The organism is Corynebacterium tuberculostearicum, from assembly GCF_016894265.1.
Classification (GTDB): Bacteria; Actinomycetota; Actinomycetes; order Mycobacteriales; family Mycobacteriaceae; genus Corynebacterium; species Corynebacterium tuberculostearicum_D.
In genome coordinates, this window is the sequence record NZ_CP069791.1 from 1717996 (window position 1) to 1733465 (window position 15470).

Below are 15470 nucleotides of genomic sequence, written 5' to 3' on the forward strand. Positions count from 1 at the left end.
CCATGTCAACCCACCAGTCGCAGGTCACCGGCGGTAACGGCGGCGATGACTCCACCGGGGAGGAAGAGTTTACCTCCACGCAGCTGAGCATCAACACCACCGGCACCGATGAATTGCTCGATGAGATCGATGGGCTGCTAGAAAACAACGCCGAGGAATTCGTGCGCTCTTATGTCCAAAAGGGCGGGCAGTAAGGGTGAGTGACCAGCACCCTGTCTTCGCCCGTCGCATCATGGGCATCGAGACGGAATATGGCTTAACCACCAGCGCGGGCCCAGGAGAACGGGCCCTGAGCCCCGATGAAGTGGCGCGCGTGCTTTTCCGGCCCATTGTCCAGGAACATTCTTCCTCTAATATCTTTTCCACCAACGCGAGCCGCCTGTACCTCGACGTCGGATCCCACCCCGAGGTAGCCACCGCCGAGTGCGATAGCTTGAGCCAGCTTCTGGCCTATGAATGCGCCGGCGATGCGATAGTCAACCGGCTGGGCGAACAAGCAGAGCAGGCCTTTGCCGCCGAGGGGCACCCGCGCGCGGTGTACCTGTTTAAAAACAACGTGGATTCAGCCGGAAACTCCTTTGGTTGCCACGAAAACTACCTCATCAGCCGCCACATGGTGCTCAAGGATTTGGGGCTGGCGCTCCTTCCGTTCCTTATTACCCGCCAGCTCATCTGCGGCGCCGGCATGGTGCAGCCCGTAAAGGGCGATAAGCCGGCCCAATTCCTGCTCTCGCAGCGGGCAGACCAGGTGTGGGAAGGTGTGTCTTCTGCCACCACCCGCTCGCGCCCCATCATCAATACACGCGATGAACCGCACGGCGATTCCAAACGCTTCCGCCGCATGCACGTCATCGTGGGCGATTCCAATATGGCCGAACCAACCATGGCGCTAAAGGTTGGCTCCACGCTGCTCATCTTGGAAATGCTGGAGGCAGGATTTGAGCTGCCGGAGTTCGACATCGAAAAACCCATTCACCATATCCGCGCCATCGCGCGCGATATGACGGGTTTGACCGAACTGCCGCTTACCGGAGGAGGATCCGTCACCGCGCTCGAGGTCCAACAGCAACTGTGCCAGCGCGCAACCCAATGGTTGGAAGAACGGGAAGACGCCGGTACTCCCACGGCAGAAATGCGGCGCGTGGTGGATCTCTGGCAGCGCATGCTGCACGCCATTGAGACTCAAGACTTCTCCGGCGTGGACCGAGAAATCGACTGGGTCATCAAATTGGGACTGCTCGAGCGCTACCGTGCACGGCTGGGTGGTCACTGGGACCACCCCAAGCTCGCCCAGATTGATATGACCTACCACGATATCCGGCCGAGCCGCGGGCTCTACCATGTCTTGCTGCGCAAGGGCCTTATCGAACGCTGGATCACAGACTCCGAAATCGAACGAGCCATGGACACAGCGCCTGCCACCACCCGTGCTGCGCTGCGCGGCCAGTTCCTTGCCGCTGCCCGTAGCCTCGGGGCCAACGTCACCGTTGACTGGACGCGCCTCAAGGTCAACCGCCCAGAGCCGCGCACCGAAGAGCTCCTAGACCCCTTCGTGGCCGACGATGATCGGGTCGAGGCGTTGCTAGACTATATGCGTCTACACCACAGCTAGAAGCACACGAGCAGCACCAGGGAGACAACACAACACGTGGCAGCACACAACCCCGCGCCGAAACGGCATGATGAGGCGGTAGAAAGACTTACCAACCTCTCTTTCGCGCTACAGGGCGCCGCCAACTCCGGCGGTAGCCCGGACCGCACTGCCTCCTGGATTCGCCGTCATGTAGCAGGATACGGCGATAAGTCAGATGAAGCCTTCGCCAAATCTCTGGCACGAGACATCGCAACCCTCCAGCGCGCCGGGGTGCCCATTGTTCATTCCGGTAGCGAAGACGGTGCGCGTTATCGCCTTGACTCGAGCAGCTACCAGCTTCCTCCGGTGGAGTTTTCCCCTGAGGAGGCCATGGTTCTAGGTATTGCAGGAGGCGTGGGTACCACCGGCGGCTTAAGCGATTTTTCCCTGTCGGGATGGACGAAGATTGCTGCCAGCGGCGCCTCGCGCAACCTCGCAGGCGCACCGGTTTACACGGCGGTCAATGACATCACGCGAGTCGCCCCAGAAATCATCACCGCGGTGCTCGCTGCGGTGCGCAATCAGCTGCGCATTACGTTTTCCTACCGTGCTAATCCGGCTACTGAGCCGGTACGCCGTGTCATGGACCCGTGGGGAGTGGTCAACCGGGACAGTCGCATCTACCTCGTGGGATTCGATGTGGACCGAAACGAACCGCGCGTCTTTCGCGCCCTCCGCGTCTCTGACATCAAACGCTCGCACGATCCCGCGGAGCACCCCAATCCAACTGAAGATTTGCAGGTATTGGTAGAGCGTGCACTGCACCGAGGGGAAAAAGTCGATGCGCGCCTTGTCATCCCAGAGGGGCAGGCGAGGGAGCTCATGGATGCTGGCGAGAAACAACCCGATGGCACGGTGCTACTGCAGAAGGTAGATAAGGATTGGGTCGTGCGCACCGCGGCCGGCTACGCCCCAGAAGTACAGGTGCTCGAACCAGTCGGGGTACGCCAAGAGGTCATCTCCCTTTTACGCAGGGTGTCGCAATCGCAGGAGGAAGGCTAGACATGGCTGACGGATCGCTAAAGCTCCAAGCGCTGGTGCGCTCTTTGAACCTGATTCCTTACTTTAAAAACCATCCCGACAAGACGCCTATGGAAGCGGCCAAAGATTTGGGTATGGATCCTGGCGAACTGAAGGATGCTCTTGACCGGCTCTTTTGTTCAGGCACGGGGCGCAATACCGAGGATCTCATTGATCTCACCTTCAGTTATCGCGATGGGGTAACCATTCACAACGATCAGGGCTTGAGTCAAGCGCTGCGCCTTACCCCGACGGAAGCCGGTGCTTTGCTCCTTACCTTGGAGTCCTTGCAGGCGATGCCAGGGCTAATCGACGCCCGCGCGGTCGAATCCGCCGCCACTAAGCTGCGCGACATCATGGATGAAAAGACAGTCGCCATCTATGAGTCGCTGTCTACTCCCGCCCCTGAAGAGACTGATATCCAGGCGCTTTTGACCCAAGCCGTCAATGAAAGAAAGCGGGTACGGCTGCGTTACTGGAGCGCTTCCTCAAATGCTGAATCCGAGAGGGTGGTGGATCCAGCCCGCATTTTCATCGTCGATTCCGAGCCCTACGTCGCCGCTTGGGAGGAAGCAAAGCAAGCGCATCGCACTTTCCGCATCGACCGCATTAGTAAGGCTCGCATCGTGGAGGAAGAATCCCAACCGCACCTGAAAGACCTCGACTTTGATGCCTCTTCACCCTTTAATTTGGGCGATGAGGACACCGTGCAACTAGCAATTAACCAAGAATTCACGTGGCTGGCTGAGTATTACGACATGCGCCTAGGTGAAGAGTTAGGAAATGGGGAAGTAGCTGCAACGATGCCAATGGGATCAGTGGATTGGCTTATTCGCTTTGCCCTTGGTCAAGCTGATAGGTTGCGGGTAGTGGCTCCTCAATCCGTGGTAAACCTCATTGCGGAGCGAGGAAACACCGCCTTGAGCGGCTATACTCAGTAGCCAGTTACTTGCCCGTTTACTGCGCCCGCCCGCCGGCAGATAAGTTGGCGGTGATGCTTCCCGGCATGCTGGTGCACTAGTTGAAAGAGGTTTCTCCATGAGCCTAGGACCTATGGAAATCGGCCTGATCGTTCTTGCCATCGTCTTGCTTTTCGGTGCAAAGAAGTTGCCGGAATTGGCACGCTCTATTGGCCGTTCCGCGCGCATCTTCAAGTCTGAGGTCAATGAGATGCATTCCGAGGATGCCCAGCGTTCTCAGTCTCAGGCGCAGCTGAACCAGAAGCAGCAGTCCGATGAGGAATTCTGGAACCGACCAGACATGCAGCCGGGCCAGCAGAACAACACCAATACTCAGCAGTAAACGCCCCTAACCTGTCGTCGCGCGAACACCCCTGCAGCGCGCGGATATGCATCCGCAATCCGTGCAGTAGGGAAGTGTTCGCTTCTTTGCGTTGAAAGAGCCACACTGATGTCGTCACAGTCACAGCCTGTACCTGCCCAGAAGGCAAGCAAGAGCGTGAAGGGAAAGCTGCGCTTTTCGCGCAAGCAGAAGAACCCTACCGGGGAGATGACTTTGGTGGAGCACCTGCAGGAGCTGCGCCGCCGCATCATTATTTCCGTGTTAGCGGTTGTTGTCGGGGCCATCATTGGGTTCATTTGGTACCAACGAGCACCATTCGGGCTGTCTCCGTTGGGTGAAATTCTACGAGAGCCGTATTGTGCGCTGCCCCCCGATAAGCGCGCCTCCTTTAGCGCGGACGGCGAGTGCCGTCTATTGGCCACCAGCCCGTTTGAAATGCTCCTGTTGCGCCTGAAAGTAGGCGCTTTGGCCGGCACTGTATTGTCCTCGCCGGTGTGGCTGTATCAGGTCTGGGCCTTCGTTGTGCCTGGTCTCCATAAGAACGAGCGCCGCTACACGTTGAGCTTTGTCAGCGCCGCGGTGGGCCTTTTCGTTGCCGGTGCCGTGCTGGCTTATTTCATCTTGTCCGTGGGTTTGGAATTCCTCATGGGTATCGGCGCCGAGTATCAAACAGCGGCCCTGACCGGTGAGCGCTATTTCTACTTCCTTTTGGCCCTTCTTCTCATCTTCGGCATTAGCTTTGAGATTCCACTGCTTATCGTGTCCCTGAACCTTATTGGCGTACTCGAATATGAGCATGTCAAGGATAAGCGACGTCTCGTCATCGTCATCGTGATGATCTTCGCCGCCTTCGTCACCCCAGGCCAGGATCCTTTCTCGATGGTGGTACTGGCTGGTTCACTGATCTTGCTCATCGAGATCGCATTCCAGTTCTGCCGCCTCCACGATAAGCGCATGCAGCGCGAACGCCCCGAGTGGATGGATCTCGATGATGAGACTGCTTCGCCACTTGGCGCTGGACCAGGAGCCATTGGCGGGCCAGCCCCTGTCGAGGCGCCGAGCAGAGTAAACCCTTCACCGGGACCCTCTCAGCCCGTTTCACATCCAGTACAACAGGCACAGCAGCAGCCGCAGCAGACATGGAGCACCGGCGCCAGTGGGACTTCGTCGACCAGCGGCGGCTTTTTCGACGATGTCCTCTAGGCACGGGTAGCCTGGGGAGTCATGACTGAAACTCATCTGGATTCTTTTACCGCAGCCCTGCCATACCCGTTGGATGAGTTCCAGGTAAAGGGCTGCCAGGCCGTGGAGGACGGTCACGGCGTACTGGTCTGCGCGCCGACCGGCGCCGGCAAAACCATCGTGGGCGAATTCGCTGTCTCTTTGGCGCTGAGCCGGGGAACCAAGTGCTTTTATACGACGCCGATTAAAGCCTTGAGCAACCAGAAGTACCACGACTTGGTGGAAGAGCATGGCGAAGAAGCCGTAGGCCTGCTCACCGGTGACGTATCGATCAACTCTGACGCTGAAATCGTCGTCATGACCACAGAGGTGCTACGCAATATGATTTACGCAGAATCCGCGGCCCTCGATCGCCTGACCCACGTAGTCATGGATGAGATCCACTTTTTGGCTGATGCCTCCCGCGGCGCAGTGTGGGAAGAGGTCATCCTCAACCTCGCGGATCATGTCTCCATCATTGGCCTATCTGCTACCGTGTCCAATTCGGAAGAATTCGGCGATTGGCTTTCTACCGTGCGCGGCGATACCACCGTCATCGTCTCCGAACACCGCCCAGTTCCCCTCGACCAATGGATGATGCTGGGGCGCAAGATTTATCCGCTCTTCGAGCCAGAATCTGGCGGCCAGGTCAACGCTGAGCTCGAGCGTAGGATCCAGCGCCTTGAGGCCGGCGATACCGACGATGGTCGCGCGGACTATAAGTCTGGCAAGGGCTTTCGTGCGCGTGCGCGTCACAAGGGTGGCGGGCGCAGCGAGTTCCACGGTAAGGGAAGGGGGCGCTCCGGCGCCGCCCGACAGCAGGATCGCTATCGCCCCTTGGGCCGCCCAGAGGTACTGAAGGTATTGCAATCGCAGGACATGCTTCCAGCAATCACCTTCATTTTCTCCCGCGCCGGCTGCGACGGCGCTCTTTATCAGTGCCTGCGCAGCCGCATGGTGCTGACCTCCCAGGAGGAAGCACAGCAGATCAAAGACATCGTCGATGCGGGTGTGGAAGGTATCCCTGAAGAGGATCTGCAGGTTCTAGACTTCAAGCGCTGGCGCGAAGCCCTGTCCCGTGGCTTTGCCGCACACCATGCGGGCATGCTGCCCGCGTTCCGGCACATCGTGGAAGACCTATTCGTACGCGGCCTCGTCCGTGCCGTGTTCGCTACTGAAACGCTTGCTCTTGGCATTAATATGCCGGCGCGCACCGTGGTGCTAGAAAAGCTCATCAAGTTCAATGGTGAGGCGCACGTCGATCTCACCCCAGGCCAGTACACGCAGCTGACTGGCCGGGCAGGACGCCGTGGCATCGATACATTGGGCAATGCAGTTGTGCAATGGGCACCCGCCATGGATCCGCGTCAAGTAGCTGGCCTTGCTTCTACCCGTACGTATCCTCTCATTTCCACTTTTGCACCGGGCTACAATATGGCGATCAATTTGCTGGGAATGCTCGGCTTCGAGGAATCTCTGCGTTTGTTGGAAAAGTCCTTCGCACAGTTCCAGGCCGATGGCTCCGTCGTGGAGGAAACTCGCGAGATTGAACGCGCGGAACATCGCGTGCGAGAACTGCGCAACCAGCTCGATGATGCCGTGGCATCGCTTGCACCACCTGCTAAGGACGGGGAGGATCCTGCCGAGGTTCTCATGGACTATGTCCGCCTGCGCCGCGAGCTCACGGCCGAGGAAAAGCAATCAAAAATCGATAGTGCCAATCAACGAAATCAAGAGGTTATCGCGGTACTGGGACGCCTGCAGCTGGGCGATGTTATTGCCATGCCCGGCAAGAAGCGTCCAATTCTCGCCGCGGTTGTTACTCCCGCTAACCAAACCGCGGATCCCCGCCCGTGGATTACCACTGAGTCCGGTTGGTCGGGACGTATCGATGCAGCCGGAATCAATAACCCACCGATCCAAGTCGGTAGCATCAAGATCCCCAAGCCGGTGCGCAAGAACCCGCGCCGCAATACCCGATATGTGCAGGATGTTTTGCACCGCGAACACTTTGACCGTCCTAAGCGCATGAAGTCGCACACCCGCGCCCGGCCCAATAAGCGGGTAGGTCAGTTGCGCGACGCACTGCGTGCTCATCCAGCTCACGATTGGCCGGCTACTGACCGCGAACAGCTGGCGGGCCTGGCGCAAAAGCTTGCACGGCGCGAGCGTGATCGGGACAAGCTGCAATCCAAGGTCAATAAGGCTACGGATACCTTGGGCCGCACCTTCGAGCGCATTGTGGATCTCCTCGCAGAGATGGACTACGTCGAGTTCACCGGGGCTGGCGCGGACCGCACGCCGGTCATCACCGAAGAAGGCGAACGCCTTGCCAAAATTCACAGCGAATCCGATTTGCTCGTGGCCCAATGCCTCAAGCGCGGAATTTGGGATGAACTCGATCCCGCTGAGCTTGCCGGTGTTGCCTCCCTGTGCTGTTTCGAAAACCGCAAGGCCACCAGTGGGCAACCGGAAGCAGCCACCGAGCGCATGGCTGACGCTATGAATGCCACGTGGCGCGTGTACACCGAACTCACCGCGGATGAGCAGCGCCACCGGCTGCCGCCCACCCGTGAACCAGAGGCCGGATTCGCCTTGGCGGTACACCAATGGGCGGCCGGCGCACCCTTGGGCTACTGCATGGCTGCGGCAAACGAAGCCGGCGCCGAGCTCACCCCGGGTGATTTTGTCCGTTGGTGCCGCCAAGTCATCGACCTGCTGCAACAAGTGGCTAAAACGGGGTACGACGGCGAAATTCAGCGCAACGCCCGCCGGGCCATCGACGCAATTCAGCGCGGTGTCGTAGCCATTGGCGCCTAATATCCGCGGCGCGGACGAGTAGACTCTGAGGCATGACTGATACTCAGACTTTTTCCGCTGATGTCTACGCCCAGCGTCTGCACGCCGCCCAAAAGGCGGCTGCAGACAAGGGCATCGATCTGCTCCTCATTGGCACGGGGCCAGACTTTGCCTACCTCACCGGCTCTTGGGTTTCTTCCCACGAACGCTTGACGGTCTTGGTTGTGCCGCAGCAGGGCAATGCATGGATCGCCGCGCCCAATACCGATATCACCGATATCAAGGCTGCACCAGTAGGTGAGCTGGATGTGGAGTTGCGTGGCTGGAATGACGGAGAAAATCCTTATGAGCTTGCACTGCGTGGCGCAGGCGACGGACTAAGCAAGGTAGCGCTGGGACAGTCGCTGACTGCAGACCACGTGTTGCGTTTCCAAGATCTGCTTCCACACGCCAGCTATGAACTGGCCACTTATGCGTTAGCCGAGCTCTTTACCCGCAAAGACGAGGCTGAGATTGTTGAGCTGCGCAAGGCTGGCCATGCCATTGACGCGGTCCACGCGCAGGTACCACAGCTTTTGCAGGCCGGCCGCTCCGAGGCCGAGGTGGCCCACGAACTGGAAAAGCTCATCCTGCAGGAGCATTCCGTTATCGATTTCGTCATCGTCGGATCGGGCCCCAATGGCGCCAACCCGCACCATAGCTTTTCGGATCGCGTGTTGGCTGAGGGCGAGCCAGTCGTCGTCGATATCGGAGGCACTTTGCCTTCCGGCTACCACTCCGATTGCACCCGCACCTACGTAGTGGGCGGAGATATTTCCAAGGCTCCGCGGGATTTCCAGGATGCCTATGCCGTGCTTGCCGACGCCCAAGGTGCCGCCCGCGCCGCAGCCCACCCCGGCAGCACCGCCGCAGACATCGATGCCATCACCCGCCAGGCGATCTCTGCAGCAGGCTGGGGCGACTACTTTGTCCACCGCACCGGACATGGCATCGGCCTGTCCACGCACGAGGAGCCCTTCATCATGGAAGGCAACGATCTCGCCTTGGAAGAGGGCATGGCCTTTTCCATTGAGCCGGGTATTTACTTGGAAGGCAAGTGGGGTATGCGTTTGGAAGACATCGTGGTGCTTACCAACGATGGCTACGAGTCCCTGAACCAAGCTCCGCGTGACGTCCGTTAATGGCTGGCGTACTGATTCTGGGCGGCCGTAGCGATATCGGCGGAGAAATCGCTAGGAGAGTAGCCCCAGGCCAAGATATTGTGCTCGCCGCTCGAGGCACCCACGGTATGGAAGGCGTGGAAGACCAGCTCCGGGCGGCGGGTGCGCGCAGCGTTCATCTTCTTGATTTTGATGCCGCAAATTTTCCGTCCCATGCCGGTGTGGTCGATCGCGCCATAGAGCTGGCAGGCCCCCTCGAGCTTGCCGTTGTAGCCTTCGGCATCTTGGGCGATCAGCAGCGGGCAGAACGCGATGCTGCCCACGCGGTCGACATCGCCACAATCGATTATGCCGCGCAGATTTCACTGCTTACGCTGGTTTCCCAGCGCATGCACCGCGGTCATATCGTCGCCTTTTCCTCGATAGCAGGCTGGAGGGCCCGCCGGGCAAACTACGTGTACGGATCTACCAAGGCCGGTCTTGATGCCTTTTGTCAGGGGCTGGCGGACAAGCTGCACGGCAGCCAGGTAGGCCTTATTACCGCGCGTCCTGGCTTTGTCATCGGCAGCATGACGGAAGGAATGAAGCCAGCGCCGCTTTCTGTACGACCAGCAGATGTGGCCGAGGCAGTTGTCGGCTGCATTGACCGCGATGCACGGCGCGGTAAGCCGCGTTCGCGCACCGTGTGGATTCCTCGGGCTCTGCAGGGCCTCGCGTGGGTCATGCGGCTTGTACCGCGCCCAATATGGCGGCACATGCCGCGCTAAACCCTGCGTTCTTTTCAGTCTGCGCGCAGCAGGGGAGAGTTGATATCGAAGATAAAACCGCGCGGGGCGAGTACGCGCAGTACCACTTCGGCGTCACCCTCGGCAATATTGTGAAAGACTAATCCGCCCCACGGGGTGACGGTGATGTCAACCTCTAACTGGCCGATGAGCTGCGCAAACTCAGCAGGGATGGCGCCGCGGTGCACGCCCGCGCCGAGGTCAACTACGCCCGCAGGCAAATGATCATCTAACCAGCCAATGGGTCCGGGTTCTGCCAAGGCGGAAGACTTGTGCTCAGCGGAATCCGCGTGCTGGAGCACCTTCTCATAGTGCTGGGCAGCAGCCTGTGGAGTCAGTGGGGCAGAGGGGGCGTCGCCAAGCGGGGAACGCTCAAGGCGCAGGGCTCCGTCCCCGTCGATGCTAAGGCTGACTGCAGCCGCGCCGGTCGGTACGTCGTCGTGGGCGATAACAGCCAGTCCGGGACCGCCTTCCGCCGCTCCTAGCTCAGCCGCGATATCCTGGGCCGAGTGCTTGGCCTCCGCCGACAAAGGCGAAGCCAGTACCGGCATCGCCGTGGCGCGCAATCGCAACTCCTGGAGCTGCTGATTGAGTGCCTCCGCATCCTTAATGCCGCGCAACTCGATTGCGGAGAACCGGCCGATGTAGACATACCCATCCGCAACAGCACTGGCGCACTGCGCCAAAGTGACCCAATCCTGGGCGTGGGTGCTGCCGCCGGCAACGTGGATGCGGATGCACGTGCCGTACTGGGGGTCTTCAAAAAGCGCAGGAGTAAACATGCGCACTAGTTTAACCTGCCGCGGCTGCAGCTTCGCGCATGAGTGTTGCCAGCACTTTATCAGTCTGCCTCGTTAGACTTAGGCCATGCCGTTTATGTATTTTGCTCTCTACATGGTCGCAGAGACCCTGACCTTCTGGGCCGTCTCTCAATGGATCGGTGTTGGCTGGGCGCTTATCGCACTCTTTGTCACCATGTTCTTCGGAATGTCCATCGCTGGCATTGAAGTGCGCCGCTTGATGGGAAAGCAGGTCGAACGCACAGGGGACGGTACGTACGTCGTGCGCGGCGACAATGTGGGCAAGACCGCCAGCAATGTGGGCCTTACCTTGGTAGGCGGCATGTTGCTTTCTTTGCCGGGCTTCTTGACGACGATCCTCGGAGCCCTCTTGATCTTCTCGCCGACCCGCGCCATTTTCCGCACGATGATGGCGGCCTCCTTGTACCGCAAGATCGAAAACATGGGCGTTAAGATCTACGAGGCCACCCCAATGGCACAGCAGCACGATTCTTATGGCGACTTTGGCTCCTTTGGTCGTGGCCAAGCAACACAAAGTGGGCACCCCAGCGCGCAGGATGCTGGCCCGCATGAGGTGTTGGATGAGGAAGAGATCCGCCGTTGGAGCGAAAACCTGGATCCAGATGACTTCGGACCCTCCGGTGGCGAGTCCAAAGGTGGAAAGAGCTAGTGATGGTGACTCTTGCCCGCCTCGTTGTGGCGGGCCTTTCTGGCCTGCTCACGTATGCCGCCATCGAGCCCCGTGGCTGGTGGTGGGCTGCCGTTGTGGGCGTGGGCTTGCTGTACGTGAGCTTGCTGCCGTGGGGAACTAGGCACGTTTCCGCCCGTGTGGGCGCGCTTCTTGCAGTAACACATTCGCTCGTGCTGTATCTGCTCACACTGCCCTGGATCGGCGAGCTGGTAGGCAGCGGCCCATACATCGCTTTGGCTATATGGCTTTCGGTATACGCAATTCTACTGGGCATTGGCAGCGCGGCAGTAGCGCGGTGGAAATACGGTTTTATTGTCTTCCCGTTCTTCTACCTCGCGGTGGAGGTGTTGCGTTCTTCGGTACCTTTCGGCGGTTTTTCTTGGGTGAAATTGGCTTGGGGACAAATCGACGGACCGCTAGCCAACCTGGCTCCGTGGGGTGGAACCTCGCTCATTACCGCAGCCACGGTTCTGTGCGGTTGCGGTCTCGCTGCACTGCTGATTCAACGCGGATGGAAAGCCAAAAGCGCCGCACTCTTAGCAGCTATCCTTCCCCTTGCAAGCGCAACGGTGGCAGGTCTGGGAATCAACCGAGACGATTCCACTGTCGGGGAAGCAAAGGTTGCCGCAATCCAAGGAAATGTACCTCGCATGGGCCTAGACTTTGCCGGGCAGCGCCAAGCGGTCCTTAACAACCACGTGGCGGAGACAAAGAAGCTGGCATCGCGCGACAAGGACATTGACCTAGTCATCTGGCCCGAAAACTCCTCTGATATCAACCCATTCCGTGACGGCAAGGCAGCCTCGGCGATCAGCGGCGCCGTCGATGCGATAGACGCACCTGTTTTGGTTGGCACCGCTACGCGGGATGAGGTGGGAGCCCGCAACACCATGCAGGTCTTTGCTCCCGGGCATACGGTAGGAGACCATCACTATAAGAAGTACCTGCAGCCCTTCGGTGAAACCATGCCCATGCGGGATTTCTTTGCCAAATTTTCTGACTATGTGAATCTGGCCGGTGACTTCAAACCCGGCGACGGCCCAGGTGTGGTCTCCATGGCGGGAGTGCCGGTAGGCGTGGCCACGTGCTATGAGGTTTCCTTCGATAGCGCTTTTAGGGAGTCGGTGAAAAATGGTGCACAACTACTGACTACTCCCACAAATAACGCCACCTTTGGCTATTCCGATATGACCTACCAACAATTGGCCATGAGCCGATTGCGCGCCATGGAGACGGACCGAGCCGTGGTGGTGGCGGCGACCTCTGGAGTATCCGCCATTGTTCACCCAGATGGCCACGTTAGCCAGTCCACGGAGATTTTCACGCCGGAGGCATTGGTAGAACAGTTGCCCTTGCGTAGCGGCGAGACCTTTTCCGTCAGGTTTGGTTCGCCCCTGCAATGGCTCATGGTTATTATTGGAACAGTCTGCGCACTGGTAGCTTTGCGCACAAACCGCCTGCGACGCACCCCGCGCCGCTCCGGCACAGATACATACGTAGGAGCATAAACACTGTGAGCACGCTTGAATCCTCGACCTTGGTCATCATCCCGACCTATAACGAGATCGAAAATCTTCCTCTCATTACTGGACGCGTCCGCGAGGCGGTCCCGGAGGTACATATCCTCATCGTGGACGATAACTCTCCCGATGGAACTGGTGACAAGGCCGATGAGTTCGCAGCGCAAGATGACCACATCCATGTTCTTCACCGCGAGGGCAAAGGCGGCCTGCTAGGCGCTTATATCGCCGGCTTTGAGTGGGGATTGGAGCGCGACTACCAAGTGCTGTGCGAGATGGATGCAGACGGCTCCCACGCCCCGGAACAGCTTCACCTGCTGCTGGAAGAGGTGGACAAGGGCGCGGACCTAGTTATCGGCTCCCGCTATATCCCGGGTGGCGAGACCGTGAACTGGCCGGCCTCTCGTGAGTACCTCTCCCGCCTTGGCAATATCTACATCTCCGTAGCGCTGGGCGCTGGCCTGTCCGATATGACCGCCGGTTACCGCGCTTTCCGCCGCGAGCTGCTCGAGTCCATCGACTTTGATGAGCTGTCCAAGGCCGGCTACATCTTCCAGGTGGATTTGGCCTTCCGTGCCGTCAAGGCTGGCTTTGACGTCCGCGAAGTTCCCATTACCTTCACCGAGCGCGAATATGGCGAGTCCAAGCTTGATGGTTCCTTCGTGAAGGATTCCTTGCTCGAGGTCACCAAGTGGGGCGTTGCTCATCGCGCTGAGCAGCTGCAGGATTTCGGCGGCGCCGTATCCAAGTTGGTCAACCGTGAAGTCAAGGACGGCTCCATTCATGACCTCAACGTTCAGGCCCGCAAGGGTGCCGGCTGGGTTTCTGACTTCGCCAGCGAGATTGGCCATCTGGCAAAGCACCAGATTGCGCAGCTCAAGAAGTAGGCGCCACCGCAACGCATAAGGCCCGTACCGTCCCTTAGTCAGACTAGGGAGGTACGGGCCTTTTTGCTGCCGCAGAACTTTAAGAGTTCTTTTGCTGCTGCTCCTGCTGTTCCTTCAAGAGGCGAGCTGCGGAACGGCGGCGGGAGCGCAGGTGGTTAATGCGCTCTTCAAGCAGCTCATCGAGCTCCTCGATGGAGCGGCGCTCACGCAGCATATCCCAGTGGGTGCGTGGTGGCTTAGCGGGCTTAGACTCAACGCCTTCACCTTCTACCAGGTGGCCCAGCTTGCCGTTCTTACACATCCATTCTTCAGGGATTTCAGCATCATCCGCGAAAGGCACCTCATAAATCTCGCCGTCTTCGGTGCGGTACTTCACCATCTGGCGCGGTGCGAGGTCGTGGTCGCGGTCGGTTTCGTAGCTGACTGCGCCCATACGGCTGCCACGGAGTACGCGATCTGCCATGCAACATCATCCTTTTCAAAGAGATCCCTGATTGAGTGCGAAGCAAAACTTCGCCTAAGAGCTACCAATTATAACGAACACCCACGCGTCTTTGTTCCCAGCCCGCCCAAAATGAACTAAAGTGTATCGGGTGATCCGTACAGCTAGTCGTGAACGCAACGTCGGTTCCTGCCAATGGTGTGGGAAGGACATTGACCAAGGCGGTAGGGGACGGCCACGGAAGTTTTGCAGCGCCTCCTGTAAGCAGCGTGCTTATGAGCAAAGAAATAACGTCAGTGGCACGGGGATTCCCGCCAATGCCGTGATCCTCACTCCAGAAAAGGCAGAGAGTTTGCGCGACGGACTTTTTGAACTACGTTGTTCCGCAGAAGATATCAATACCGCCGCGGAGGAAGGCGCTAGTGCGCAGGAGCTTGCAGGTTTGTGCGAAGAGCTTGTTGCCCTGGCACGACGCCTAGAAGGACTTCGATAGAAGATGAAAAAGCTTTTTTATAACCGCAAGCTCGTCATCACCATCTTTGTGGTGCTGATTGTGTTGCTCACCGCCGTGGCCATTGGCCCGATGGTGTATTCGCTCCTCAAGGGCGCCGGAGTAAAGACCGAACCAGTTTCCGCCGACGGCGCAAAGGCCGCATCAACGGAGCTCGATGGCACCTGGGAGGTAGCCAAGGGCCGTGCTAATAACCATACCTCGGTTGGTTTTACCTTTAATGAGGTTCTACCTGCGGAAAAGACCACCACATCGGGTTCAACCACGGAGGTAACCGGCCAGGCGGATATTTCTGATTCCACCCTGAAAACCACCACGGTCACTGTTGATATGGACGAGCTGACCACGGATAAGAAGGTCCGCGATCAGAACATGAAGTCCAAGCTCTTTGAGACCCAGCTGTTCCCAGAGGCATCCTTTGAGCTCACCGAGCCAGCCTCGCTTGCCGACGTCCCGGATGACGGCACCATTGGCACAGTCAAGCTCACCGGAGATCTGACTATCAAGGATGAAACGCACGAGATTTCCCAAGACTTCGACGTTCTTCGCGATGGCGATCAGATCGTCATTGGCGGCACCGTGCCAGTCGATCGACTTGATTATGGCGTGGAGACCCCAGAGATGCTCGCCGCGAAGGTCGAGGAAAACGGCGAGGTAAATCTCCGCATTTCCTTCGAGAAGAACTAGCGAAGGCCAAGC

16 protein-coding genes are annotated in these 15470 nt (G+C 58.7%); 14 read left to right on the forward strand and 2 right to left on the reverse strand.

What is annotated here, in order from left to right:
* The first annotated feature begins 2 nt into the window (after nt 1–2).
* The 9 genes from I6J28_RS08220 (at nt 3) to I6J28_RS08260 (ending at nt 9902) form a co-directional block, all read left to right on the forward strand.
* Nucleotides 3–194: a ubiquitin-like protein Pup gene (locus I6J28_RS08220; RefSeq protein ID WP_204609071.1), complete on the forward strand. Its 192-nt coding sequence runs from the start codon at nt 3–5 to the stop codon at nt 192–194.
* 38 nt (nt 195–232) lie between these two features.
* Entirely contained in the window at nt 233–1612 is a 1380-nt protein-coding gene (gene pafA / locus I6J28_RS08225) for a Pup--protein ligase (protein WP_204611438.1), read from the forward strand.
* A 36-nt stretch (nt 1613–1648) separates the two neighbouring features.
* Nucleotides 1649–2635, forward strand: a complete 987-nt coding sequence (locus I6J28_RS08230; protein ID WP_204609073.1) for a helix-turn-helix transcriptional regulator — start codon at nt 1649–1651, stop codon at nt 2633–2635.
* A 2-nt stretch (nt 2636–2637) separates the two neighbouring features.
* Nucleotides 2638–3594 (forward strand): helix-turn-helix transcriptional regulator, encoded by a 957-nt coding sequence (locus tag I6J28_RS08235; RefSeq protein WP_204609076.1) that lies wholly within the window; start codon nt 2638–2640, stop codon nt 3592–3594.
* A gap of 97 nt (nt 3595–3691) precedes the next feature.
* Nucleotides 3692–3955, forward strand: coding sequence for a Sec-independent protein translocase subunit TatA (gene tatA / locus I6J28_RS08240; protein ID WP_005324774.1), 264 nt, complete (start codon nt 3692–3694; stop codon nt 3953–3955).
* 108 nt (nt 3956–4063) lie between these two features.
* On the forward strand, nt 4064–5158 hold the full coding sequence (gene tatC / locus I6J28_RS08245) for a twin-arginine translocase subunit TatC (RefSeq protein ID WP_430516380.1): 1095 nt from the start codon (nt 4064–4066) through the stop codon (nt 5156–5158).
* Between the two features lie 21 nt (nt 5159–5179).
* Complete coding sequence (locus I6J28_RS08250) at nt 5180–7996, forward strand: DEAD/DEAH box helicase (RefSeq protein WP_204609078.1); 2817 nt, start codon at nt 5180–5182, stop codon at nt 7994–7996.
* A 32-nt stretch (nt 7997–8028) separates the two neighbouring features.
* Nucleotides 8029–9156 (forward strand): M24 family metallopeptidase, encoded by a 1128-nt coding sequence (locus I6J28_RS08255; protein ID WP_204609080.1) that lies wholly within the window; start codon nt 8029–8031, stop codon nt 9154–9156.
* Complete coding sequence (locus I6J28_RS08260) at nt 9156–9902, forward strand: SDR family oxidoreductase (protein ID WP_204609083.1); 747 nt, start codon at nt 9156–9158, stop codon at nt 9900–9902. Before I6J28_RS08255 ends, I6J28_RS08260 begins: the two co-directional genes overlap by 1 nt.
* Nucleotides 9903–9916: 14 nt before the next feature.
* On the opposite strand, the gene I6J28_RS08265 is transcribed toward I6J28_RS08260, so the two are convergent.
* Nucleotides 9917–10702: a precorrin-3B synthase gene (locus tag I6J28_RS08265; RefSeq protein ID WP_204609086.1), complete on the reverse strand. Its 786-nt coding sequence runs from the start codon at nt 10700–10702 to the stop codon at nt 9917–9919.
* An 85-nt stretch (nt 10703–10787) separates the two neighbouring features.
* Here I6J28_RS08265 and I6J28_RS08270 point away from each other — a divergent pair, with 85 nt between their 5' ends.
* Genes I6J28_RS08270 through I6J28_RS08280 form a run of 3 tightly spaced genes read left to right on the forward strand, consistent with a single transcriptional unit; the run spans nt 10788 to nt 13818 of the window.
* Entirely contained in the window at nt 10788–11390 is a 603-nt protein-coding gene (locus I6J28_RS08270; protein WP_204609088.1) for an FxsA family protein, read from the forward strand.
* Nucleotides 11391–11392: 2 nt separating this feature from the next.
* Complete coding sequence (lnt, locus tag I6J28_RS08275; RefSeq protein WP_255712307.1) at nt 11393–12919, forward strand: apolipoprotein N-acyltransferase; 1527 nt, start codon at nt 11393–11395, stop codon at nt 12917–12919.
* A 5-nt stretch (nt 12920–12924) separates the two neighbouring features.
* Nucleotides 12925–13818, forward strand: a complete 894-nt coding sequence (locus I6J28_RS08280) for a polyprenol monophosphomannose synthase (RefSeq protein WP_150850620.1) — start codon at nt 12925–12927, stop codon at nt 13816–13818.
* Nucleotides 13819–13897: 79 nt separating this feature from the next.
* Here I6J28_RS08280 and I6J28_RS08285 read toward each other — a convergent pair whose 3' ends face one another.
* Nucleotides 13898–14281: an RNA polymerase-binding protein RbpA gene (locus I6J28_RS08285; protein ID WP_023021567.1), complete on the reverse strand. Its 384-nt coding sequence runs from the start codon at nt 14279–14281 to the stop codon at nt 13898–13900.
* 130 nt (nt 14282–14411) lie between these two features.
* Here I6J28_RS08285 and I6J28_RS11765 point away from each other — a divergent pair, with 130 nt between their 5' ends.
* Together I6J28_RS11765 and I6J28_RS08290 are read left to right on the forward strand one after the other, a co-directional pair.
* Nucleotides 14412–14753 (forward strand): hypothetical protein, encoded by a 342-nt coding sequence (locus I6J28_RS11765; protein WP_034655353.1) that lies wholly within the window; start codon nt 14412–14414, stop codon nt 14751–14753.
* 3 nt (nt 14754–14756) lie between these two features.
* Nucleotides 14757–15458: a YceI family protein gene (locus I6J28_RS08290; RefSeq protein WP_204609092.1), complete on the forward strand. Its 702-nt coding sequence runs from the start codon at nt 14757–14759 to the stop codon at nt 15456–15458.
* The last annotated feature ends 12 nt before the right edge of the window (nt 15459–15470 follow it).

What these genes read in the sequence shown, in the direction of transcription:
- I6J28_RS08255 (WP_204609080.1), top strand. Translation starts at nt 8,029, where the DNA reads ATGACTGATACTCAGACTTTTTCCGCTGATGTCTACGCCCAGCGTCTG.
- I6J28_RS08285 (WP_023021567.1), bottom strand. Translation starts at nt 14,281, where the DNA reads ATGGCAGATCGCGTACTCCGTGGCAGCCGTATGGGCGCAGTCAGCTAC.
- I6J28_RS08265 (WP_204609086.1), bottom strand. Translation starts at nt 10,702, where the DNA reads ATGTTTACTCCTGCGCTTTTTGAAGACCCCCAGTACGGCACGTGCATC.
- I6J28_RS08290 (WP_204609092.1), top strand. Translation starts at nt 14,757, where the DNA reads ATGAAAAAGCTTTTTTATAACCGCAAGCTCGTCATCACCATCTTTGTG.
- tatA (WP_005324774.1), top strand. Translation starts at nt 3,692, where the DNA reads ATGAGCCTAGGACCTATGGAAATCGGCCTGATCGTTCTTGCCATCGTC.
- tatC (WP_430516380.1), top strand. Translation starts at nt 4,064, where the DNA reads ATGTCGTCACAGTCACAGCCTGTACCTGCCCAGAAGGCAAGCAAGAGC.
- lnt (WP_255712307.1), top strand. Translation starts at nt 11,393, where the DNA reads ATGGTGACTCTTGCCCGCCTCGTTGTGGCGGGCCTTTCTGGCCTGCTC.
- I6J28_RS08260 (WP_204609083.1), top strand. Translation starts at nt 9,156, where the DNA reads ATGGCTGGCGTACTGATTCTGGGCGGCCGTAGCGATATCGGCGGAGAA.
- I6J28_RS08270 (WP_204609088.1), top strand. Translation starts at nt 10,788, where the DNA reads ATGCCGTTTATGTATTTTGCTCTCTACATGGTCGCAGAGACCCTGACC.
- pafA (WP_204611438.1), top strand. Translation starts at nt 233, where the DNA reads ATGGGCATCGAGACGGAATATGGCTTAACCACCAGCGCGGGCCCAGGA.
- I6J28_RS08235 (WP_204609076.1), top strand. Translation starts at nt 2,638, where the DNA reads ATGGCTGACGGATCGCTAAAGCTCCAAGCGCTGGTGCGCTCTTTGAAC.
- I6J28_RS08250 (WP_204609078.1), top strand. Translation starts at nt 5,180, where the DNA reads ATGACTGAAACTCATCTGGATTCTTTTACCGCAGCCCTGCCATACCCG.
- I6J28_RS08220 (WP_204609071.1), top strand. Translation starts at nt 3, where the DNA reads ATGTCAACCCACCAGTCGCAGGTCACCGGCGGTAACGGCGGCGATGAC.